This window comes from Erwinia sp. Eh17-17, from assembly GCF_039675725.1.
Lineage (GTDB): Bacteria > Pseudomonadota > Gammaproteobacteria > Enterobacterales > Enterobacteriaceae > Erwinia.
Map to the genome: position 1 here is coordinate 25,411 of NZ_JBDFQT010000011.1, position 20,914 is coordinate 46,324.

Below are 20,914 nucleotides of genomic sequence, written 5' to 3' on the forward strand. Positions count from 1 at the left end.
CTTATGAGACTGCATATTGCGGGCAAAAAAACGGTACCAAATATCTTTTTTGGTCACTTTGAGACAGGGTTGTTTCAAAATCGATTTCTGAGACCGCTTAGCGTGGTTTTTTACATCACTGGACGTCAAACCCCGCACCCGCATATCCACGTTTCCGTCACCCGCGGTGGGCTTTACGTAAAGCACGGCGTCTGGCGCAGCCTTTTCTTCAAAAAGAAGGCCGTTGAGGAAATCTGGCGGGGAGCCGTTATCCGCCTGCTGCGCGGCAGCTATGAGCGGGTCAGCCCTGGCACCCTGCCGGGACTGGGACACATTCTCGATGAGCACCAGTGGCGGCGTTACCTGAAGGCACAGTATGGCCAGCACTGGAAGGTACACTTCGCGAAGAAAACACGGGGAGCCTGGCACAGCGTGAAATACCTCGGCCGGTACCTGAAGCGCCCGCCGGTGTCGGCTTCCCGCCTGCGACACTACGCCGGTGGAGCGGTGGTACACCATTACCTCGATCACCGCACGGGAAAGCATAAGCGCCAGACGCTGAGCCAGGAAGAGATGATCGGGCGCTATATCAGCCACGTTCCGCCGCGGCATTTTAAGATGGTGCGCTACTCTGGCTTTCTGGCCAACGGCATGCGGGGCTCGCTGCTGCCGAAGGTTTACAAAGCGCTGGAAATGACGGTACGGGAGAAACCGAAACGCCCCGGGTTCGCGGTGCTGATGAAAGGCTTCCTGGGCACGGATCCGTACCAGTGCATCCTCTGCAAAGGTCGACTGCGTTTTGCCGGCGCCATGGCGGGTGAGCACGCCACAAAAATGCTCTCTGACAGGCTGCATCAGATGGCGAAAAAACGATGGTTGCGGATGTCTGAGCTGGATCGGTGCGCCTGAAAAATGGGTTCAGGTTAGAAATACGGCGAAGATGGCATTTTTATCACAAAACTCATGTTGATCCGCACCGTAACAGGTATGGGTCGTGTCGCCTTCCATGGTCAGGTGATCCGAAAAAGAAGCGATTCAGATTCCTAACCATGGAAAATAGCTGAATTTCTTATGTTTATCACGGATTACCAGTTTTACTTAAGATAGGAAAAGTAAATGGCAGGTGCAGGAGTGCCTGCCATTAAAATAGCATACTTTAATTAATTTTTTACCCGGTATAATTAACCGTAGACTACTACCGCATGAATTTTACTTTAAATCTCGGCAACAAACCCCGGTAAAATAGGATCGAAGTATTGTGAATGATTATTCATCGCATCTTCATTACGGAAGCTATAAGTTTTTAAAAGCCATCTTTTTTCTGCCGCATCTTTATCCATGATCTTAACAATATCACGATTATGAAGGGAATCTTGATTAGCAAATGAGAATAAATCGCCTGTGTTAATAGCCACACGTTCTTTTTTAGCTTTAGTCATGGCAGTCTTGAGTTCAAGCAGAGCCTTGATCGCTGACTGTGGTGCATCATGAGCAAACGTGGTACGTGTATCGTAATAGCGGAAAGTATTCTGATTTTCTAAAATAATATGTTTGTCTGAGTCAATTTGATTAGCGTTAGAATCGCGGGAAACTTCATCATAAGGCGTAATATAGTGCGGCTGGCGTAACCAGTATTGCGACTCTTCTGAAAGCCCAGATAGAATGTTTTTACCGTCCAGATAACCAGTGTAGATCAGGTTATGTTCATTGCAACGCATGCCCAGTAGGCTCAGAAAGTCAGCGCGTACAGGATGTGCCGTGCGGTCATTATGGAAGTAGAGTTCTCCGTCAGTTTTCTGGGTTTGCGTGTTGGTGTATTTTTTATCTGCGTACACATCGTGGAAGAAGTCCCCATTATTACGGGTGCGATAAGCTAACAGAGGCGAACCGGTTAATTGTGAGAACAATTCCAGCAAAGTCTCACCGATAAAGGTGGTCTTTTTAAGATATTTATCATTAACAGGATCTAATTGATCAAATTCGGGGATAACTTCATCGATCGGTAGATTCCGTAGTAGCTGCGCATTTATTCCTAGTAGTCGGCGCTCATCTTTGATTTTAGCGCAGACTTCTAAAAATTTTGCTGGGACTTTAGATTCTAAAATAAGAATATTTACCTCTCGTTTAAAACTGGCATATTCCCTGTAGGGGTTAGCATTAACGCTATTCAAAACATCAAAAAGAGACTTCTTCTCTTCATCAGAAAATTCATAAGTGCTGATCATGTTTACTCTCCATTTTAAATACTTCATCTTTGACAGGCGTCATAATACCTGAGCCGAATGACTCAAATAATTCTTATCCCTGAAACAGAAAGAAACTGAAGCTGAGATTAATTAATCTCACAGTTTATTTTATAAAAAAAGCCATCGATTGATGGCTAAAAAATTTTTATCTAATACGTCCGGTTGAACGAGCATAAGAAAATAGTCCGCCAGCAGCGACAATATTGGCCAATTCCCCCACAGGTTCAATGGCGACTCTACGATCGTGTTTCAACACGGTGACGGTTTGCTGTTCGATATCAATAGTGATTTCATCGCCTGTCTGCAGTTCATCGCATAAACGCTCTGCGGTGGCGACCGGCAATACCTGCCCTGTAGACACGCAATTGCGGAAAAAAATGCGTGCATAGGACTGGGCAAGTACCGCTTTTACTCCGGAAGCGCCTAATGCTACAACGGCGTGCTCGCGCGAGGAACCACAGCCGAAATTCTTACCGGCAACAATAATTGGATACTTCGATTTCCCACCCTGCTCGTCAATGAAGGGTAAAGCACCCTCAGGCAATCCGCACATTGCTAGAGTTGCCAATTGTGCATACCCCTCAGGGGTAGAGGGATTGACCTTAAGGTATTCGGCGGTCAGGATCTGATCGGTGTCGATATTATCCTGCAACACGTAAACAATGCCGCTGATGGTGCCTGTTGTTGATGCACTCATAAGTAAACCTCCGGGTGAGTGATATAACCATTCACGGCTGCAGCGGCCACGGAATAAGGCGAGCCCAAGTAAATGCTGGCGCGTTTATGTCCCATACGACCAATAAAATTGCGATTTGTAGTAGAAATAACCGAGATCGGATCATTTATACGGCCAAAGGTATCCGCCGGTCCGCCACAGCAGGCGGCGCAGCCCGCCTCTCCCGACAACTTGACCCCGGCATCACTCAAAATTTGGTAGACAGAAATGCCGTCAATTTTTGTGGTGATAATATTATGAAACACCTCCTTGGTGGCCGGAACAGCATAGGTCGGGATTTTCACCTTATTGCCTTTGATCACCCTTGCCGCCGCAATAAAATCTTCCAGCTTGCCGCCTGTGCAGGAGCCAATATAAGCCTGAGAAATTGCTACGTTGATCACCCGCTCTATGGAGACAACGTTATCAGGCGAATGCGGTCGGGCAATTCTCGGCTGCATTCCGGTGACGTCAATGTTCACTACCCGGCTGTAGACAGCATCTTCATCCGGCCTGACCACGCTAAAAGGTACATCCGTACGCTTTGCCAGATAGTCCAGTGTGGCCTGATTCGGCACCATGATTCCATTTTTAGCACCACACTCGACTACCATATTGCAAAGTGTCATCCGCTCTTCGACAGAGAGCTCATCAGTTGCATTACCGCCAAACTCAATAGTTTCATAAGTGGCACCGTCCACCGTTAACTCGGCCAGCAGCGCCAGAATCATATCTTTGGCTAATAGGCTGGCTGGACGAATGCCGGTGAAATTCACCCGGATACTGGAAGGCACTTTCAGTGGAATTTCCCCGGTGCCGAGCGCATAGGCAGCATCTGTGATTCCCAGACCGATGGCGAAAGCGCCGAATGCGCCAGAGGTCACAGTATGTGAGTCCGTGCCGAGTAATACTTCGCCTGGACGTGCATGGCCGCCTTCGGCCAAGCCAATATGACAGACGCCTTTATATTCCGGCGTGCCAACATCATAGAAGTAGTGAATTTTCTGCTCGGAGGCGAACTCACGCATCACGCGAATATTCTGGTTGGCCTGCGGGTCGGCAGAATAGACAAAATGATCCGGGATCATAATAAAGCGACGTGGGTCCCATACGCGGGCATCAGCACCAAACTCTTTTTTAAATACGCTGGCAACACCGGGGGTGCAGGGATCATGTGACATTAGAATATCTACCTTTGCCCAAACCACTTCACCCGGCGTCACACTTTCACGCCCACAGGCGCGTGCTAGAATTTTTTGTGTAATGGTTTGTCCCATCTTTTCGGCCTCTTACTCATTACTAAAATCAGGGTTGAAGATTAACATGGGCAGATACCTTCCCGACGCCAGGCCGCATTTAATCCCCTATGGCGTCTTATTGTTCCAGAATGGCAACAGTGATCTTTTAGCGCGTGTTAATTCAGTCGGGACAGGACGCCAAACGTCAGCCCCTTTGGCTGGTCTCGCCACTGCGTGTGACTGCTTTCGCCACCATACTGTCCTGCCGTGAAAGCATCAATGGCAGCCAGCTCATGGGCATCAAGCTGACCAGTTAACTGCTTAAGAAGCATCCAGTTAAGCAGATATTTCACTGACTCCTGTTGCAGGCGATTGCGCACCTCATCCTGTTGACGATGTGCAGACAAAACATCAGCATTGATGCGGTCTCCCAATGAGTATCCCAGAGTGACCGAAGCGGAGACGGCTGCCGATGACGCTGCGGCCTGTTGAAGCGCGCGCAAACGTTTTTCCCCAATCAGAAGCGCGCTGTACAGTTGCCGCGTATGCATGTCCGCCTGATTCTGTTCGCTACGCCACTGATATTTCGCCTGTTCTGCCAGCGCAACTGTTTCACGTTCTCGCGCCAAGGTGCCACCGCCGTTGTACAGCGGCACCGTTAACTGCACACCAACCACAGCGGAGTCCCCGGCCCCCTGCGCCGTAGTAATGCCATCAACGCTGGTAAAACCGCGCGCGTGCTGGTAATCCGAAGCCGAATGATTGCTGTGATTCCAACTGGCAACCATGTCCACACGTGGCAGCCATTCGGCTTTAGCCTGCTCTAAACGTCGCGCAGTAATTTCCATACCCAACGCGGCAACGGCAATGCGGTCATTATGCTGTTGCGCCTGCGCCAGCCACCATGCCAGCGGTCGTGCGCGCACTGAAGGCAGCGCCAGTTGCTGCGGTAACGCAGCAACTGGCTGGGCTTCGCTGCCGGTAAACTGGCGTAGCGTCTCCTGTGCCTGAACTGCTTCTGAGCGGGCCTCCGCTGCATCGGCGCTGGCCATATCAAAAGCAGCACGCACCTCGTCCACATCCACTGCCGTGACTTCTCCGGCCTGGAAACGTGCCGTCATCCGCTGAAGATACTCCTGCAACTGGGCGACTCGATGTACAGCAACGCTCTGCTTAACCCCGGCGCTCTGCACTGTGAACCATGCCTGTGCCAGCTGTACCATCAGCTGACGCTGCTGTGCCTGCCAGCGCCAGCTGGCGACCTGCTCCTGTAGTTGCGCAATATCCAGCTGCCGCCAGGCAGCGACATCAATCAATGGCACCGTCAGCGCTATGGCGTAGCCATTACTGCCAATCTGCTGCCCTCCGCGATCGCTGAGCTGCTGACTGGTCCAGCTGCTCCCAACTCCCGCAGTAAGCGACGGGAGCAATGCAGCCTGCGCCTGAGCACCGGCCTGTTGGCTGGCAACATAGCCCATACGGGCGGCATTTAAATCCGGGTTGTCCTGCTGCATTTGCAGCCACAGCGCGTTCAGGCCCGGCGCACTCAATGCCGGGCAACTACAGAGCAGGGTCAGGCTTAATACGAAGATAATTCGTTTCATGATATTCTCAACCAGTAAAAGAGGGATCGGTGCCCGGCGAACCTCAACATGTTAAGGGCGGCCCGGACTGGCGTTGGCGCAGCGCCAGCACTGCAAACATACTGAGCAGATACAACCCACTAAAGGTCAGCATCAGGGCTTCGACTCCCCAGTTCACCAACAGTACCGCTCCCAGCATCAGCAGCAGTCCATTTACCAGCCCGAAATCACGCTCCATGCGGCCGAAAATACGCATTTGTTCACTTGGGGAATTATCAGAAACGTCAAGGTTAGCCATCGTCACCGGCCTGATCGCACCGGAACCTAAACCCAGCAGACCAATCCCCAGCAGCCCGGTGATAAAGTAATCTATACCGCTGACAGCCAGTTCACTGCTGAAGCTAAACAACAGCAGTGCGCTCAGCATCAACGCTACGGTGATCGTCAACAGCAAAACGACGCCGTAGCGTTGAATAATGACGTTGCCAGCTTTGGCGGCGGCAAAGGCCGACAATGTAAAAAAGCTGAGTACCGCCCCGAAAAGCAAAGGCTCCACGTTAACCATAATGAAATAGAAGGGAATAAAGCCGATAAAAGGAGCCAGCGTAAACGCGCGGGATAGCGAATAAAACAGCATCCAGAACTGCTGCTGCGGTCGCAGATGTAACTTCGCATCTGTTCTGGTAGCAGCTGATTTCGGGCGCTGAGCAGGGTCGTGGATCTGCAGAAGCACCCATACAGAGAGCAGGCTGGCGAACAAAGAGGCAAAAAACGGCCATTGCACGTTATAGTCAAACAGCAGGCTCCCGGCTGTTCCGGCCAGCAGCGTGGCAATAAACATCTGGCTTTGCGTGCGCGTCTGCACACGCATAAACAGATGCGGATCATCACCGGAAGCGATTTGGCGCAGCAAACCGGCATCGGTGGACAGAGCGATGCTGAAACCTGCTCCACCCACAACCTGCGCCACCACCAATAGTGCCACGCTCACCTCAGTCTGGCGCGTCCCCCACAGAATCAGCCCCAGTCCCAGTGCCTTCGCCAGCTCCCCAATCGCTACTACCTGTTTTTGACTCAGGGAATGCAACAGCCAGCGACTAAGGTTGGCACAGAACGTACTGCTCAAGCCATAGATTGCCAGCAGAGTGATGATGCGATACATGCCAATCTCAATCACCCAGAAGTAAAACAGCAGAACCGGCAGGTGAAAGTAACAGCGTGAGATCACCCGATATGCGACAAAAATGCGAATATTGTGCTGCGTCGATCCGGTGGCGATTGAGCCGTTCATCAGGCGAAGATTTCTCCGATCTCAATATCTCCCTGCCGAATCACCGACAGTCGGTCATTGATCAGGGAAACAATAGTGCTTGAGGTGGTTGTAGCATTGGCTTCTACTCCAGGCAGCACATAATCTACCTGCTGACCAAATGTGGATGCCGCCAGCTGATGGTCGATCAGCCCCTTATGCTCTACGCCGGAGAGATTGGCGGAGGTCAGCGCTAGAGGCTTGCCCCAGTCGCGTAACAAAGTCTGCAAAGCAGGCTGGCGGTTGCACACCAACGAAATAGAGTCCTCTTTGATATAGCGATGGTTTGGCGCCAAAGTAGATTTTGGTAACACCAGGTTGAGCGGGCCGGGTAAAAATGCCATCAGTTGCTCTAACGTGGTTTGCTGCCATCGGCTCAGCTCGACGTAACGCCATATATCTTCCGGCTCGGCCACAAACAGCGTTAACGGTTTTTTGGCATCACGCTGTTTGATGGCATACACTTTTTCACAGGCGCTGACGCTCCACGGATCTACTGCCAGCGCATAGTTTGTATCGGTCGGGACCAGTAACACGCCTTCTTGTTGTAGCAGAACAACGGCTTTTTCTGTTGGTGACATAACACTCTCTCCTTGGTCTAAAGGGTAACTCTGACGCTACGTCCGGCCAGACAGAACCGATTGGCCTTGATAGCCGCAGGCCATTCAATACGGATACGTGCGGTGACAACTTTGACAGGAAGCTGACGACGGGCAATTTCGGGAGGTGGCATTACGATGGACTCCCCGACGGCTACACGGCCGCTACCGGCCCTTACCGCCTCGATGGAGCCTTGCCATGTGCCGTAACGACTGTCAGTTGGAGAAAGGCTGACCTTTACCAGTGTACCAGGCTGTAACTTTCCAGCTACTGACTCATCAAAAAATGCCTCTACCCAGCTATTCTGACAGTCAATCACCTCTATCAAGCTAGTATTACTGCCGATGCTGTCACCTTCGCGGGCGTTGACCGACCAGATCATGCCGTCGAGCGTGGAACGGATCTCTGCCCGCTGCTGCTGTGCTAACTGCTGATTGATTTCGCTGAGGTTGCGTCGAGCAATAGCAAGCTCGGTCTGCAGCTGTGCCCGCGCCTGTTGCAGATCGTCCAGTGTAAGTTGCAGATCGCGCTGGCTCTGCTCCGGGCCAGTGAGCGTACGTGCACCACTGAGCTGTAACCCCAGACGTGCCGCTTCGCTATCCAGCGTTTTCTGACGGCTTTCTGCCTGGCTGGCCTGAGCCCTAGCCAGCAGCCCTGCGGCCTCGCTGCGCTGCCGCTCAAATCCTGCATCGCTGAGATAACCCTGCCGGTGCAGTTCGGCGGCCCTTTTCAACTGCGCGCGGGCAAAAAATGCCTGTTGAGTGGCCGCCGCTTCCTGCGCTTTCGCCTGTTGATAGCCAGCACGAGTGTAATCGCGTTGCAATTGCTGCTGTTGCTGGCTTTCCTGCTGATATTGTTGCCACTGTTTTAGCCGGACAGCGATTTTTAACTGATTGCTGTTCAGCTGTTGTGACAAGTCGGCAATGTTGTATTCGGTGGTTTGCTGTACGGTTTTCAACTGACTGATTTGTGCGTTAGAAGCGTTACCCGTCACCGTGCCCAGCAGCTGGGATTTGATCACCCCGGCACCGGGATATTGTCCCGGTCGCCAGGCCAGCGTGCCCGGAATTGGGGAGGCAATTTGTGTGACGCTGGCATTAATAAACGCCTCTTTACTAGTCACTTTTCGGGTAAATAACCACAGTAAAACCAGTAACAACACCGCGATTAACAGATATTTTCCGGCTTTACGGTAATTACCTATAGCCCGGCGAGTAAAAAGACGTTTCACAATAGTGTTACCCAATTAGCGCTGATAAAAACCCGTTAAAGATGCACTTGCCAGACTATTAGCGTGAATCAAAAAACGTGCCACGGCATTGGGTATGTCCTTATCAATGCCTAATTTATCCACACCCAGTGCATGAACGGTAAAAATATAGGGGTGGGCCTTATCTCCTTCTGGCGGGCAAGCTCCACCGTAACCCGGCAGACCAAAATCATTATGACTTTGCGTAAATGTAAATGGGGTTTCTTCTGCTGGATTTCCGATGTTTTCAGCAAGTGAATTAACTTCGACAGGAATATCAAATGCTACCCAGTGCCAGAAACCACTACCGGTTGGCGCATCAGGATCGTAAGCAGTAACGGCAAAACTTTTGGTACCTTCCGGAATGTTTTCCCAGCTCAGCTGGGGAGATACATTATCACCACTGCCGCCGAATCCATTAAATTCTTGTTTCTTGTTCAGTGTCTCTTGATGATTAAAATCGCTGGAAATTAACTTCATACTTTAACCTCTTGTTGGGAGAAGACATCCTAACAGAGAGATATTTTCTTCCTAGCTTATCAGACAACCGTTTAGCATTGTTTCAATAATGGAACAATCGGAAGCTATCAGCTAACGATCAAAAGACAGTAAGAAACTCTGTTTACATCTGTAAAAACGCACAGATTGAAGGGACATTTTGTGGTATTGTACCTTTACAATCCCGTAACAATAATTATCGTTTCCGATGAATAATGTTGAAAACCTAGTTTCTATGGCTGCCTTTGCTCACGTCGTCGAGACATTAAGTTTTACAGAAGCAGCCCGCCTTCTACAGGTATCTAAATCATCTGTTAGTCGTGAAATCGCTCAACTGGAGGTACGACTGGGCGCGCAATTGCTTAACCGCACCACACGGAGCATTGAAGTCACTGAATTAGGTATGAGTTATTATCAATATTGCTATCGCATACTTAATGAGCTGAATAGTGCGGAACGGTTTATTCGAAACTTTCATGAAGAGCCGATTGGTAACCTTCATATCATTGCCCCATTTACCTTTGGCTATCAGTACATAGTCCCTGCATTGAATCATTTTATTATCGGCAACATCCATGTCAGTACTGATTTAGATTTAACCGATCGCCCATTAAACATTACTGAAGATCAATATGATATTGGTATTATTATCAGCCGAAAGCCACCCAACCATCCATTTATTAAGTTATTAGTTGATATAAGCTGGGGGTTATATGCCACACCGGAATATATTAGCCAGTATAGTGCAATTGAAAACCCTGAAGATCTTCCACGCTACGACTATATTTTATTTCGGGGGGCGGCGCATACAATTTCGCTTCCTTTTCGCAGAGAAAAACAAAAAATAGATATTGAGGTAAGGAGTCGTTTTCGAGCCAATAATAGTATGGCGCTAATGAGCTGTGCGCTTGCAGGCACCGGGATTGTGTATCTTCCTGACTATATGGCACGTGAGTCGGTCAGCAGCGGCAAATTAGTACGCCTGCTGCCCGGCTGGCGCATGGATAAGTACCAGGCGTGGATGGTTTTCAAATCAGAAAAAACGCTCTCTTCACGGGTAAGACATTTTGCCAACGATTTGCAGTCCCGCCTGCAACGCGAACTGGCTTAAGTCATCGACATTTCAGGTTCGATAATCACATCACCATGGCGTAACAGCTCGACCCAATCGTCGAGCAAGCTGACAAAGGTCGTTGCGTGGGAACATTGGTTGCGATTATTGGACGGTAACACCATATCCACTTGCGTACCAAAATTGTCACGTGCGGCCGTCATGCTGACCAACCCGCCAGAGGCAGTTGCCGCAATTGCGGGAAGCACCATTAGCGGATGTTCCAGCGCAGCGATGGTTGTGTTCAGCAAGCAGTTACGATTGCACAAAACAGCCACAGATTCTCCCGGCATTAGCGGATTCTCAGGCACCTGATCAGACTTTGGTAGCAAGAATTTTAATGGACCAGGCCAGTAGCGCTGAGCGAAAAAGTGTAGCTGTTCGTGTTGCCAGCTACTCAGCGCCACCCACGGCAACAGATTTTGGATGCTGGTTACGCACAGGGTAGCCTGTTCCATCTTTTGTGTCTTCATCTTACTTAAACGCTGTGCAGCTGACTGGCTGAAGGGACTTGCAGCCAGTGCATAATGAGTATCCGTGGGTACGAGGATCACGCCATCCTGCTTCAGGCACTCTACGGCTAAATCAATAAAAGACATAAGTCGAATTTCCTGTTCCCTGGTAATCATCGGCGAAAGCTATAAGTAGAAGGCAGGGAGACCACCGGCCAATACTCTTACACACTATCCTGCAGGATAATCAACGTACTAACAATAGAGTTGATAAGAGTGGGGCTATTGTTCGCCTGCTGCAACAGCTCGCTGCAAAGTCACCAGCGTAATTTTTATGCGTTCTCTTTCCCGGTCAATCCAGACCCTCACCGCGATCCGCTGATGCTACAGGATATAGCTGCTCACAGGCTCACAGGTATGTCGAATTCAGGCGCTGTATCGGCGGTGACCCGCTCCCCACGCGCAGCCAGGTTATCGCCTCAACGATGCCTGTTTTGACGTCGCCGGTCGTCTCTGGGTCGGGCTGATCAACGAAGAGCTGAAAGCAGGTTCCGGCTATCTGTATTGCCTGACGCCGGACGGACGGTGGCAGACAATCGACACCGGTTTTACCCTGATCAACGGCCTTGCATGGCGCGATGACCACAGAATGTTGTATGTCACTGACTCCCTCTCCGGGACGATTTATGCCTTTCCCTGCGATCCACTCAGCGGGCAGATGGGTATCCGCAAGCTGCTGCTCACCCTGGCCCCTCACTACGGCAAACCGGACGGGCTGGTGGTCGATCGCCAGGGTTATCTGCTCAGCGTGCTTTTTGACGGCGCGGCGATCGCCCGTATCTCGCCCGATGGCAAAACCGTTCGTCGGTTTCACCTTCCTGTGCCTCGTCCGACCAGCTGTACCCTTGATGGCAGCGGAACGACCTTATTCATTACTTCAGCCCGGCTGGGCCTGTCAGCACGCCAGCTGGCTGCCGCGCCCTGGTCGGGTTCTTTGCTGAAAGTGGACTACGCTGCAGGGCATTTTCTGGAAAACAACGATGATGTTGTTACCCAAAACCGTTAATTTCACCTACTATATCGTCTTAATTTTTAGCCTTTATTTTCTGTCAGGCGTCACTCCCTGACAGATTTACTCTGGTCAGAACATTCGTTTTTCATCTGCACACGCCGCCGATGCTACGGGCGACGTGTCAGGCTGGAAAACAACGGGGCATACGCTGATGTTTTCTCGCTTTTTTATCTACCGCCCGGTTTTTGCGTGGGTCATTTCCATTCTTATCATGCTGCTCGGTGCCCTGGCCATCTCGCAGCTCCCCGTGGAACAGTATCCTGACGTTGCGCCACCGTCCGTCAGCATCAGCGCCACCTACACCGGTGCCTCCGCCGAAACGCTGGAAAACAGCGTCACCCAGATCCTCGAGCAGCAGCTGACCGGGCTGGATAATCTGCTCTACTTCACGTCCAGCAGCAGCTCACAGGGTAACGTCAGCGTTAACGTCACCTTCAGTCAGGGAACCGACCCGGATACCGCACAGGTGCAGGTGCAGAATAAAGTGCAGCAGGCGCTGTCGCGGCTGCCGACCGAGGTTCAGCAGCTGGGCGTTACCGTCACCAAGTCCCAGTCGAACTTCCTGCTGGTGCTGGGCCTGTATGATACAACCGATAAAAGCAGCAGTTCAGATATTGGCGACTGGCTGGTCAGCAATATGCAGGAACCTCTGGCGCGCGCAGAGGGCGTCGGCGATATTCAGGTGTTTGGCGGCCAGTACGCGATGCGCATCTGGCTGGACCCGGACAAACTCTACTCTTATGCCTTACAGCCCTCGGATGTGGCCGCGGCCATCCGGGCACAGAACGTCCAGATATCGGCGGGCAAGATCGGCGGACTGCCGTCACCGGAAAATCAACAGCTGACGGCCACGGTACGCGCGCAGTCGCGACTGCAGAGCCCGGAGCAGTTCCGCAATATCATCATTAAAAGCGATCGCAGCGGTGCCATCGTGCGCGTGGGCGATGTGGCCCGTGTCGAGCTCGGCAGCGAATCCTACGATATGAGCACCCGCCTGAACGGCCATCCTGCGGCCGGGGTGGGGGTGATGCTGGCGCCGGGTGCGAACGCGCTGGACACGGCGAAACGGGTTAAAGCTACCATCGCGGAGTACCGTCACTCGATGCCTGACGGTTATGAAGTTTCCTACGCGCTCGACAGTACGGACTTTATCAAAATTTCGATTGAGGATGTGGTGATCACCCTGATCGAGGCGATTGCGCTGGTCGTGGTGGTGATGTACCTCTTTTTGCAGAATATACGCGCCACGATCATCCCGGCGCTGGCGGTACCCGTGGTGCTGCTGGGCACCTTCGGGGTGCTGGCGGTGATGGGCTATACCATCAACACGCTGACGCTGTTTGCCATGGTGCTGGCCATCGGCCTGCTGGTGGATGATGCCATCGTCGTCGTGGAAAACGTTGAACGCATCATGCACGACGAGGGTTTGCCTGCCCGTGAAGCCACAGAGAAATCCATGAAGGAAATTTCCGGTGCCTTAGTGGCCATTGCCCTCGTACTGTCAGCGGTGTTCCTGCCGATGGCCTTCTTTGCCGGGTCAACGGGCGTCATTTACCGCCAGTTCTCCGTCACCATCATCGCCGCCATGACCTTTTCCGTGGTGGTGGCGCTGACCCTGACGCCCGCACTGTGTGGCATGCTGCTGCGCCCGGTTGCCCCTCACCGTCGCGGCTTCTTCGGCGGCTTTAACCGTCTGTATGCCTCCACCGAGCGAAAATACCGCCACAAAGTGCTGGGCACGCTGCGCCGTCCGGTGATGATGGTGACGCTGTACGGCGCAATGGGGCTGATCCTCTTTGTGGTGTTCACCCGCCTGCCGGGCAGTTTTTTACCCAATGAGGATCAGGGCAGCATCATGCTGCAGGCGACCCTCCCTGCCGGGGCGACCACCGGACGCACGGAGGCGGTTAACCAGCAAATTGTTGACTGGTTCCTGACCGAGGAAAAAGACAATATCGAGGTGGTGTTTACCATCAATGGCTTTAACTTCAGCGGGGCAGCACAAAACGCCGGGATGGCGTTTATCAAGCTGAAAAACTGGGATGAGCGTCAGGGTGCGGAGAACTCCGCTGAAGCCATTGCCGCACGTGCAACAGCCGCGCTGTCAGGCATTCGCGATGCCCAGATCTTCGCCCTCACGCCGCCATCGGTGCCCGGCCTCGGGCAGAACAGCGGCTTTACCTATGAGCTGCTGGCCAGCGGGGGAACGCCGCGCAGCCTGCTGGAAACCCTGCGGGATACCCTGCTGGATAAAGCCAGTCACCGTCCGGAGATGGCGGCAGTGAGAAGTAACGTTCTGCCGCAGATGCCTCAGCTGCAGGTGGATATTGACATCAACAAAGCCGTCGCGCTGGGGCTGGAGCCGGCAGATATTACCGATACGCTCACGGGCGCCTGGGGGGGAGCCTATATCAATGACTTTATCGACCGCGATCGGGTGAAACGCGTTTATATGCAGGGTGATGCACCATACCGATCTGCACCGGGCGACCTGAATAAATGGTTCATCCGCAATGCCGATAACGGCATGACCCCCTTTTCCGCTTTTACCACCACGCGCTGGACGGTCGGACCGGAAAGTCTTAACCGCTACAACGGTTCCGCTGCCTTTGAGATTCAGGGGCAGAACGCTGAAGGTTACAGCTCCGGCGAAGCGATGGCCGCGCTGGAAGCCCTGCAGGAACAGCTTCCGCCCGGCACAACGGGCGCATGGAGCGGGCTTTCACTGCAGGAAAAACAGGCCGGAGGACAGGCTACCGCTCTTTATGCCATTTCTGTTCTGATCGTCTTCCTGTGCCTGGCGGCACTGTACGAAAGCTGGGCGGTACCGTTCTCCGTCCTGCTGACGGTTCCACTGGGCGTGCTCGGCACCGTGCTGGCGGTCTCGCTGCGCGGACTGAACAACGACATTTACTTCCAGGTCGCGCTGCTGACCACGGTCGGTCTGACCTCGAAAAACGCCATTCTGATTATTGAGTTTGCAGAAGAAGCGGTCAGGCAGGGGCGGTCACTGAGCGCTGCGGCACTGCAGGCCGCACGATCGCGTCTCAGGCCAATCATGATGACCTCGCTTGCCTTTATGGCCGGCGTTGTGCCGCTGGCCATCGCCACCGGCGCCGGGGCCAACAGCCGTATTGCCATAGGCACCGGAATTATCGGGGGAACGCTGGCCGGGACCGTGCTGGCGCTGTTCTTTGTTCCGTTGTTCTTTGTGCTGGTGAAACGTTATCTCACCTCACACCGCTCATCGACCTGACGGGACGCAGTCGGTCAGCATTAAGCCGCCGCGATTAGCGGCTTAATGCGATCCAACGCCGTCCGCACAGCACCGTAAGCACAACGATGGTCACGCCCGCCGCCAGGTGCATTGCGAAATCGAGCCGGTGCAGATGAACTTCATGGCACAGCGACAGCAGCATCGACGACATAAAGGCAATCCCCGCCCCGGCCAGTGCCAGACTCTGACCGGGATAGAGTGAACGCGTGCGGTGCAGGCAGGCAATGGAGATGACAATCATCGGCAGGCTGGCCGTGAGCATAAAAAGATAGCAGTGTATCCCTTCCCCAGGATGCCAGGCAGGAGAAGCTGAGCTGTTCAGCAGGTTAATGGCCAGCCAGACGATGCCCGGCAGCGCGGCCCACTTCAGCCTGAGCGGCGGGCGGCCAGCAAGGCTGAGCGTAAAGGCACCGGCCATTGCGCCGGTGCCAATCCCCAGCGACAGCAGCAGAGTCACCAGCGCCAGCCACGAGCCCGGCTGTGACCAGTCAGTAAACCGGCTGTGTAATGCCCAGCTGGTAAGCATACCGCAGGGCAGCACGGCGGCGGCCCATGCGGCCACGCGCCAGCCTGTCGGCCAGGTCCGTTTTACCGGCCTGATCGTCTGGCTGAGTTCGTCGATCAGTTGGTCATGATTTTTCATCATTCCCCCGTCCATATTTACGCAGGTTGAGCATGGCGCGATGTAACAGTGATTTCACTGCAGAAACTGACAGATGGCTGGCCGCCGCCGTCTGTGCCAGGCTCTGCTCGCGCAGGTGCACCGACTCCACCATCTCGCGCTGGCGCGGCGGCAGCGTACCCAGATACCCGCTGAGTTCATCATTGAGGCTTTCCATCACGTCGCTATCTGTCGCGTGACGGAACAGGGCATCCTCGTCCTGCACCTCCGGGCGGCGGCCGCGCTGACGCAGGGCGTCGATCGCCCGCGCTGAGGTGATCGCCGCCACCCAGGGCAGGATAGGGCGCTGCGGGTCATAGGTATGACGCACGCGATGGATCGCCAGCAGTGCCTCCTGCACCACATCCTCCAGCAGGACTTCATCGCGAATTTTTTGGCGCGCGAAAGCCCTGATGGCAGGCACCATCGCTTTCAGCAGCTGGTTATAGGCTTCACTGTCCCCCGCCTGCGCAAGGGCCATAAGACGGGGCCATCCCTGCGTGCGTGCGTCAGCGTCCGCCATGCAATACCCTGACGGGATGGGCCTTCAGGGCGCGGTCAGGGTGCATCGCAATAGCGTTGACTCATCGGTGTACTCACGTTTTTTTCCCATTTTCTGTTGCTTTATCGAGCGCGGAGATCACAATGCGCGGCGTCAGCACCTGCGGCAATACCACCGGTTTACCGCCGTCAGCAGGGTAGACCACGTAAAGCGGCAGGCCGCCACGGCCAAAATCACTGAGCGCCTGTTCCACATCCGGATTGTACTTAGTCGAGTCCGCTACCATGTAGATGGTGTTGGTGCGCGCCATCGCTGCTTTCACCGCCTGAGTGGACAGCGAGGTCCGGTCGTTCACCTGACAGGTGATGCACCATGAGGCGGTAAAGTTGACCAGAACGGGTTTCCCCTGACCTTTGATCGCCTCAACATTTTGCGGTGACCAGGCTACTGCTGCTGCCGCGTCCGACGCCTCAGCCGCCTCCGGCTGAGCGGAAAACGACGTCAGGCTGGCCAGCGGGGGCACCATGATCAGCACAAACAGCGCCGTAGCCAGATGCTGCGGCCAGTGGCGACGCCCCATCATACGGCGTTTCTGCGCGATACCATACAGCCAGGCGGCAAAGCTCAGTACGATGCAGCAGGCGAGGATCAGGGCCAGCGCTTCAGATCCGGCCTGGCGTTCCAGCACCCAGATCAACCAGGCGACTGCGCCCAGCATCGGAAATGCCAGCGCGTGTTTCAGCGTGACCATCCACGCACCGGGGGCGGGTAAGATACGCGCCAGCAGCGGGAAGAAGGAGATCAGGGTAAAAGGCGCCGCGAAACCGAGCGCCAGCGCGACAAAAATCACCAGGCTGACCAGCGGCGGCTGAGTCAGCGCGTAGCCGACGGCACTGGCCATAAACGGCGCGCTGCAGGGAGTCGCCACGATAATCGCCAGCGCACCGGTAAGGGCAGAGCCCGTCAGACCGCCGCGTCCGCCACCCACTTCCCCCACGCGCTGAACAGAAAGTCCGACTTCAAACAGCCCAAAAAGGTTGAGAGCCGAGGCCAGCATTACCAGGATCAGCAGGGCGATCACCAGCGGCGACTGCAGCTGAAAACCCCACCCCACGGCCGAACCTCCGGCGCGGGCCAGCAACAGTGCCCCCACCAGCAGCAGCATGGTGACCACCACGCCGCCAAGAAAAGCCAGCCCCTCTGCACGCGCCTGAGCAGGGCTGTCATGATGGCGGATCAGGCTCAGCGCTTTGAGGGAAATCACCGGGAATACGCACGGCATCAGATTGAGAATAATGCCGCCGAGGAAGGCGGCAGCGATAGCAGTCAGCATAACAATACCTGCTTAAAGTGAGACGTTACGCCGGATTGGCCTGACGGTATTTTTTCACGGCATCCATCGCTTTCTGGATATGCGCATCCGGGTTCTTATCCGTATAGCTCAGCAGGATCTTGCCGTCGGGCGCGATCACATATGATGTGCGGTCAGACAGGGTTTGCCCCTTCATCTGCATGGTGCTCTGATATTCTGCAGCCACTTTGGCTCCCGGATCGGCGGCGACCGTGAACTTATCGCGGCACTCAAGCTGGGAGAATTTGGCAATCTGATCAACGTTCCCGGCGGTGACACCAATCACGGTGGCCCCCTGCTTGCTGAACTCATCGGTGGCTTCCGCAAAGTCGTGAGCTTCAAGCGTACAGCCTGCGCTGAAGGCGGCCGGGAAGAAGTACAGGACCACCGGCCCTTTCTTTAAGGCCTGCTGGAGGGAGAAAGTCGTCGGCTTACCGGCCAGCGCCGCCTGCAGTTGGAAATCAGGAGCTTTCTCGCCCACCGGCAGGGCGGCAAAGGCCGAAGTGACGGGCAGTGTCAGGCCGAGTAGGGCGGTCACAGCCAGCGCGCTCAGGGTTCTTTTCATATGCATAATATTTTCTCCGATGTGAGGCAGGCAAAGATGCCTGATGACCTTTATCCTAGGTTCGCCTGAGGGAGGGCAAAGGTTGCGGTCGGGAGAAAATATTTTTTGCCGCCCCTGCGCTACTTTCGCATTCGTTTGATATTGTCATCAATGCGCGCCTGAATAGTACGCAGCGTCTCACCGGTGATCTGCCCCGGAAACATCTCACCAGCCAGCCGGGTAAACCCGGACGCCACATCACAGTAACGCTGTATCACGCCGTCGGCCTGCGACGCGGTCAGTTCAGCCTCCTGCTGACCGAGGGAAAGGAGATGTTTCCGGCCAATATCCAGCGCCTCGCCCGTCACGTCCATCTGGTGATAGCCCCCCGGTCCTTCACAGTAGGTGACGTCATACGCCGGTGCCAGCTGCCACTCTCCCATGGCGGACATGAGATAGGCAAAGTTTTTCGGGTGATCGTCACGGTTGTTAAACACCACGTTGAACACCACCCGTTCAAACGCCAGCGCTTTCTGACGGACATCATTGGTGCACAGCCGGGTGGCACGGAGAAAACTGGTGTAGTCCAGTGCGCCCGGCGTCTGATAGTTTGCCCCGGTGAATGCCGCCAGGCTCTGCATCGGTACGCGCATCCCGTTCTGCCGGTCAAAGCGCCGGGAGGCAAAAGCCGCCTGACCACCGGGCAGGGAAAACCAGGCGGTTTCAGGCGTGCTGATATCACAGGCGCGCAGGCACTGCGCATAGACGGCCTCGATGGCACAGACTTCAGGATGTTCCTGCCGGGCGGGGAATTTAATCAGCCAAGCTTCGTACTCTGCCGGAGCGGCGGTAGTAAAGACCCCGCTCGCGGCATCGCGGTAGAGCAGCGCTTTCGGCCTCGCCCCCTGAGGAGACCCACCCATCTGCAGCAGCCGCTGTAAGAATTCGCCACCTTCACCATCCAGCACCTCCTGAACTTCAGCGGAAAGCTGTGCCAGCGCAATATCTTCCGCCTGGCTGGCCTCTTCCTGCTGCGAGGGGACAAACGACATCGCCCCCATGGCGCTGTCACCGATCCAGGTCAGCCGCTCAAGAGGCCCGATGCGCGCCGCGTTCAGCCCGCGCTGTCGGAACAGCCTGTCCATCAGCAGCATACCCCAGCCATCGGGCAGGGCATCATATACCGGGCCAGGCAGGCCCATCTGATGAGACGGGAAGTCTCTGCGCAGGCGCGGACCTTTCAGCGGCAGGGTCAGAGAGGCCAGCTCCAGCCCCCGGCGGGTAGCCTCTTCACTGTATTCAAACAGAATGACCGGGCGACCGGTCAGCGCAGTTGAAGAAACCAGACTTCCCCACAGCCAGCGCTCACCCCATCCCTCGTACCAGACATCGACTTTACTCACCATCGTGAATACTCCGCTTGACGCGCTGCCGCTGGGTATTTTTTTCATAGCGCAGCAGGTCATCGAGGCTGTCGATCTTCGGTGCGAACAGCGCCTCCAGCTCTTTTGCACGCCCCAGGACCATCGCCACTCTGACCAGATTTTCAAACCCGACATTGCGACCAGACTCCAGATTGGACACCGTGTTCACTCCGACACCCGCTCTGGCCGCGACATCAGCCTGCGTCATCTGCTGCGACAGGCGCTCTTTACGCAGTCGTCCGCACAGCAACTTAACGATTTCATCGGGCTTACTGAGGGTTAAATCCAACATAGCGGGCCTTACCTTCTTTAATCAGGTTTAATACCCAATATGATAGAGTTAACCAGCGAGAAGGGAAAGCAATAACACCACTCTTTTGTGGCTTAACGAATTAAAAAAGGGTTAAGCCACATAAAAACGGGGTTAAAAGTCAAAGCGACGGCCGTTCAGTAAAGCGTCGTTTTCAATCGCTCTGGCAGAGCCTGATCGTACGCCTCACCGTCAATCTCAGCATGTGAAATTTGCTTCAGGATAGTCCCGGTGCTCGGCAAACTGTTACGCGGGATTTGGCTCGCGGCATCCCACAGTCGGGAGCGGATAACCGCCCGACTGCACTGGAAGAATACGCGCTGCACAGTGATCTTCAGCACACACTGGGGAAGGTGGCGGTCAACCGCGAAACGCGCAAGCAACAGGGGATCAATGCTGATTTCGGCGGTCCCGTTGACGCGCAGAGTTTCACCGATTCCAGGGGTTAAAAAAAGCAGGGCCACGCGGTTGTCCTGCAAAATGTTGCGCAGGCTGTCTATGCGGTTATTACCACGTCTGTCAGGCAGTAACAGGGTGGTGTCATCTTCGATGTGGATAAATCCCGCCGCGTCGCCTCTGGGGGAGATATCCATCCCTTCGCATCCCGATGTGGCGAGCGCAACAAAGGGGGAGGATTCAATAAAGGGCCGATAGGCCGGATGAATATGATCGGTGACTTTAGTCAGCGATGGTTTTGCCACCGGACCATACAGACACTCCAGCTCCTCCACCCCGGTAATCGTTGTCTTGCCGTTTGTCATAGTCGTCCCCCGTGTCATTTAAGGTTAAATTC

The 20,914-nt window shown here is 54.4% G+C and carries 19 protein-coding genes and 1 pseudogene; 4 read left to right on the top strand and 16 right to left on the bottom strand.

All coding sequences use genetic code 11. From position 1 onward, the window contains the following. Positions 1–3: 3 nt before the first annotated feature. Positions 4–888: a transposase gene (locus ABEH87_RS19735; protein WP_346578881.1), complete on the top strand. Its 885-nt coding sequence runs from the start codon at positions 4–6 to the stop codon at positions 886–888. Positions 889–1,193: 305 nt separating this feature from the next. On the opposite strand, the gene ABEH87_RS19740 is transcribed toward ABEH87_RS19735, so the two are convergent. The 8 genes from ABEH87_RS19740 to ABEH87_RS19775 all read right to left on the bottom strand — a co-directional run bounded on the left by ABEH87_RS19740 (position 1,194) and on the right by ABEH87_RS19775 (position 9,399). After that, entirely contained in the window at positions 1,194–2,204 is a 1,011-nt protein-coding gene (locus ABEH87_RS19740; RefSeq protein ID WP_346578883.1) for a taurine catabolism dioxygenase TauD, read from the bottom strand. Positions 2,205–2,370: 166 nt separating this feature from the next. Beyond that, positions 2,371–2,922, bottom strand: a complete 552-nt coding sequence (locus ABEH87_RS19745; protein ID WP_346578884.1) for a 3-isopropylmalate dehydratase — start codon at positions 2,920–2,922, stop codon at positions 2,371–2,373. Continuing rightward, positions 2,919–4,217 (bottom strand): aconitase/3-isopropylmalate dehydratase large subunit family protein, encoded by a 1,299-nt coding sequence (locus tag ABEH87_RS19750; protein WP_346578886.1) that lies wholly within the window; start codon positions 4,215–4,217, stop codon positions 2,919–2,921. Before ABEH87_RS19750 ends, ABEH87_RS19745 begins: the two co-directional genes overlap by 4 nt. Positions 4,218–4,354: 137 nt before the next feature. Continuing rightward, the gene (locus tag ABEH87_RS19755; protein ID WP_346578888.1) at positions 4,355–5,782 is read right to left on the bottom strand and encodes a TolC family protein; all 1,428 of its coding nucleotides are present in this window, start codon (positions 5,780–5,782) and stop codon (positions 4,355–4,357) included. Between the two features lie 43 nt (positions 5,783–5,825). Beyond that, the gene (locus tag ABEH87_RS19760) at positions 5,826–7,052 is read right to left on the bottom strand and encodes an MFS transporter (protein WP_346578889.1); all 1,227 of its coding nucleotides are present in this window, start codon (positions 7,050–7,052) and stop codon (positions 5,826–5,828) included. After that, entirely contained in the window at positions 7,052–7,651 is a 600-nt protein-coding gene (locus ABEH87_RS19765) for an L-threonylcarbamoyladenylate synthase (RefSeq protein WP_346578890.1), read from the bottom strand. The genes ABEH87_RS19760 and ABEH87_RS19765 overlap by 1 nt, the downstream gene beginning before the upstream one ends. Positions 7,652–7,668: 17 nt before the next feature. Then, positions 7,669–8,901 carry an HlyD family efflux transporter periplasmic adaptor subunit gene (locus ABEH87_RS19770; RefSeq protein ID WP_346578891.1) on the bottom strand — a complete coding sequence of 411 codons (1,233 nt, stop codon included), beginning with the start codon at positions 8,899–8,901 and terminating at the stop codon, positions 7,669–7,671. Positions 8,902–8,916: 15 nt separating this feature from the next. Further along, a complete protein-coding gene (locus ABEH87_RS19775; protein WP_346578892.1) occupies positions 8,917–9,399 on the bottom strand; it encodes a YbhB/YbcL family Raf kinase inhibitor-like protein in 483 nt (160 codons plus the stop codon). A 226-nt stretch (positions 9,400–9,625) separates the two neighbouring features. Between ABEH87_RS19775 and ABEH87_RS19780 the strand changes: the two genes are divergently transcribed. Further along, positions 9,626–10,528, top strand: a complete 903-nt coding sequence (locus ABEH87_RS19780) for a LysR family transcriptional regulator (protein WP_346578894.1) — start codon at positions 9,626–9,628, stop codon at positions 10,526–10,528. Here the strand turns inward: ABEH87_RS19780 and ABEH87_RS19785 are convergent. After that, positions 10,525–11,127 (bottom strand): Sua5/YciO/YrdC/YwlC family protein, encoded by a 603-nt coding sequence (locus ABEH87_RS19785; RefSeq protein WP_346578895.1) that lies wholly within the window; start codon positions 11,125–11,127, stop codon positions 10,525–10,527. The two genes, ABEH87_RS19780 and ABEH87_RS19785, sit on opposite strands and share 4 nt — an antisense overlap. A gap of 325 nt (positions 11,128–11,452) precedes the next feature. On the opposite strand from ABEH87_RS19785, the pseudogene ABEH87_RS19790 reads away from it, so the two are divergent. Both ABEH87_RS19790 and ABEH87_RS19795 read left to right on the top strand, forming a co-directional pair. After that, a pseudogene (locus ABEH87_RS19790) lies at positions 11,453–12,046 on the top strand (SMP-30/gluconolactonase/LRE family protein); the annotation flags it as partial. Between the two features lie 157 nt (positions 12,047–12,203). Continuing rightward, positions 12,204–15,308: an efflux RND transporter permease subunit gene (locus tag ABEH87_RS19795; RefSeq protein WP_346578897.1), complete on the top strand. Its 3,105-nt coding sequence runs from the start codon at positions 12,204–12,206 to the stop codon at positions 15,306–15,308. Positions 15,309–15,342: 34 nt separating this feature from the next. On the opposite strand, the gene ABEH87_RS19800 is transcribed toward ABEH87_RS19795, so the two are convergent. The 7 genes from ABEH87_RS19800 to ABEH87_RS19830 all read right to left on the bottom strand — a co-directional run bounded on the left by ABEH87_RS19800 (position 15,343) and on the right by ABEH87_RS19830 (position 20,882). Beyond that, positions 15,343–15,972, bottom strand: coding sequence for a DUF1109 domain-containing protein (locus ABEH87_RS19800; protein ID WP_346578991.1), 630 nt, complete (start codon positions 15,970–15,972; stop codon positions 15,343–15,345). Beyond that, positions 15,959–16,513 carry a sigma-70 family RNA polymerase sigma factor gene (locus ABEH87_RS19805; protein ID WP_346578899.1) on the bottom strand — a complete coding sequence of 185 codons (555 nt, stop codon included), beginning with the start codon at positions 16,511–16,513 and terminating at the stop codon, positions 15,959–15,961. The genes ABEH87_RS19800 and ABEH87_RS19805 overlap by 14 nt, the downstream gene beginning before the upstream one ends. A gap of 73 nt (positions 16,514–16,586) precedes the next feature. Beyond that, entirely contained in the window at positions 16,587–17,825 is a 1,239-nt protein-coding gene (locus ABEH87_RS19810) for a thioredoxin family protein (RefSeq protein ID WP_346578901.1), read from the bottom strand. A 25-nt stretch (positions 17,826–17,850) separates the two neighbouring features. Next, positions 17,851–18,414 carry a peroxiredoxin gene (locus ABEH87_RS19815; RefSeq protein WP_346578903.1) on the bottom strand — a complete coding sequence of 188 codons (564 nt, stop codon included), beginning with the start codon at positions 18,412–18,414 and terminating at the stop codon, positions 17,851–17,853. Positions 18,415–18,527: 113 nt separating this feature from the next. Continuing rightward, positions 18,528–19,793, bottom strand: a complete 1,266-nt coding sequence (locus tag ABEH87_RS19820) for a type II toxin-antitoxin system HipA family toxin (protein ID WP_346578904.1) — start codon at positions 19,791–19,793, stop codon at positions 18,528–18,530. Continuing rightward, entirely contained in the window at positions 19,783–20,100 is a 318-nt protein-coding gene (locus ABEH87_RS19825) for a helix-turn-helix transcriptional regulator (RefSeq protein WP_346578993.1), read from the bottom strand. Before ABEH87_RS19825 ends, ABEH87_RS19820 begins: the two co-directional genes overlap by 11 nt. Before the next feature lie 158 nt (positions 20,101–20,258). After that, the gene (locus tag ABEH87_RS19830) at positions 20,259–20,882 is read right to left on the bottom strand and encodes a pyridoxamine 5'-phosphate oxidase family protein (RefSeq protein ID WP_346578906.1); all 624 of its coding nucleotides are present in this window, start codon (positions 20,880–20,882) and stop codon (positions 20,259–20,261) included. Between the last annotated feature and the right edge of the window lie 32 nt (positions 20,883–20,914).

Coding starts and splice junctions, on each gene's coding strand:
- ABEH87_RS19750 (WP_346578886.1), bottom strand. CDS start 4,217: ATGGGACAAACCATTACACAAAAAATTCTAGCACGCGCCTGTGGGCGT.
- ABEH87_RS19755 (WP_346578888.1), bottom strand. CDS start 5,782: ATGAAACGAATTATCTTCGTATTAAGCCTGACCCTGCTCTGTAGTTGC.
- ABEH87_RS19745 (WP_346578884.1), bottom strand. CDS start 2,922: ATGAGTGCATCAACAACAGGCACCATCAGCGGCATTGTTTACGTGTTG.
- ABEH87_RS19805 (WP_346578899.1), bottom strand. CDS start 16,513: ATGGCGGACGCTGACGCACGCACGCAGGGATGGCCCCGTCTTATGGCC.
- ABEH87_RS19815 (WP_346578903.1), bottom strand. CDS start 18,414: ATGCATATGAAAAGAACCCTGAGCGCGCTGGCTGTGACCGCCCTACTC.
- ABEH87_RS19820 (WP_346578904.1), bottom strand. CDS start 19,793: ATGGTGAGTAAAGTCGATGTCTGGTACGAGGGATGGGGTGAGCGCTGG.
- ABEH87_RS19735 (WP_346578881.1), top strand. CDS start 4: ATGAGACTGCATATTGCGGGCAAAAAAACGGTACCAAATATCTTTTTT.
- ABEH87_RS19740 (WP_346578883.1), bottom strand. CDS start 2,204: ATGATCAGCACTTATGAATTTTCTGATGAAGAGAAGAAGTCTCTTTTT.
- ABEH87_RS19760 (WP_346578889.1), bottom strand. CDS start 7,052: ATGAACGGCTCAATCGCCACCGGATCGACGCAGCACAATATTCGCATT.
- ABEH87_RS19775 (WP_346578892.1), bottom strand. CDS start 9,399: ATGAAGTTAATTTCCAGCGATTTTAATCATCAAGAGACACTGAACAAG.
- ABEH87_RS19810 (WP_346578901.1), bottom strand. CDS start 17,825: ATGCTGACTGCTATCGCTGCCGCCTTCCTCGGCGGCATTATTCTCAAT.
- ABEH87_RS19795 (WP_346578897.1), top strand. CDS start 12,204: ATGTTTTCTCGCTTTTTTATCTACCGCCCGGTTTTTGCGTGGGTCATT.
- ABEH87_RS19830 (WP_346578906.1), bottom strand. CDS start 20,882: ATGACAAACGGCAAGACAACGATTACCGGGGTGGAGGAGCTGGAGTGT.
- ABEH87_RS19780 (WP_346578894.1), top strand. CDS start 9,626: ATGAATAATGTTGAAAACCTAGTTTCTATGGCTGCCTTTGCTCACGTC.
- ABEH87_RS19800 (WP_346578991.1), bottom strand. CDS start 15,972: ATGAAAAATCATGACCAACTGATCGACGAACTCAGCCAGACGATCAGG.
- ABEH87_RS19785 (WP_346578895.1), bottom strand. CDS start 11,127: ATGTCTTTTATTGATTTAGCCGTAGAGTGCCTGAAGCAGGATGGCGTG.
- ABEH87_RS19765 (WP_346578890.1), bottom strand. CDS start 7,651: ATGTCACCAACAGAAAAAGCCGTTGTTCTGCTACAACAAGAAGGCGTG.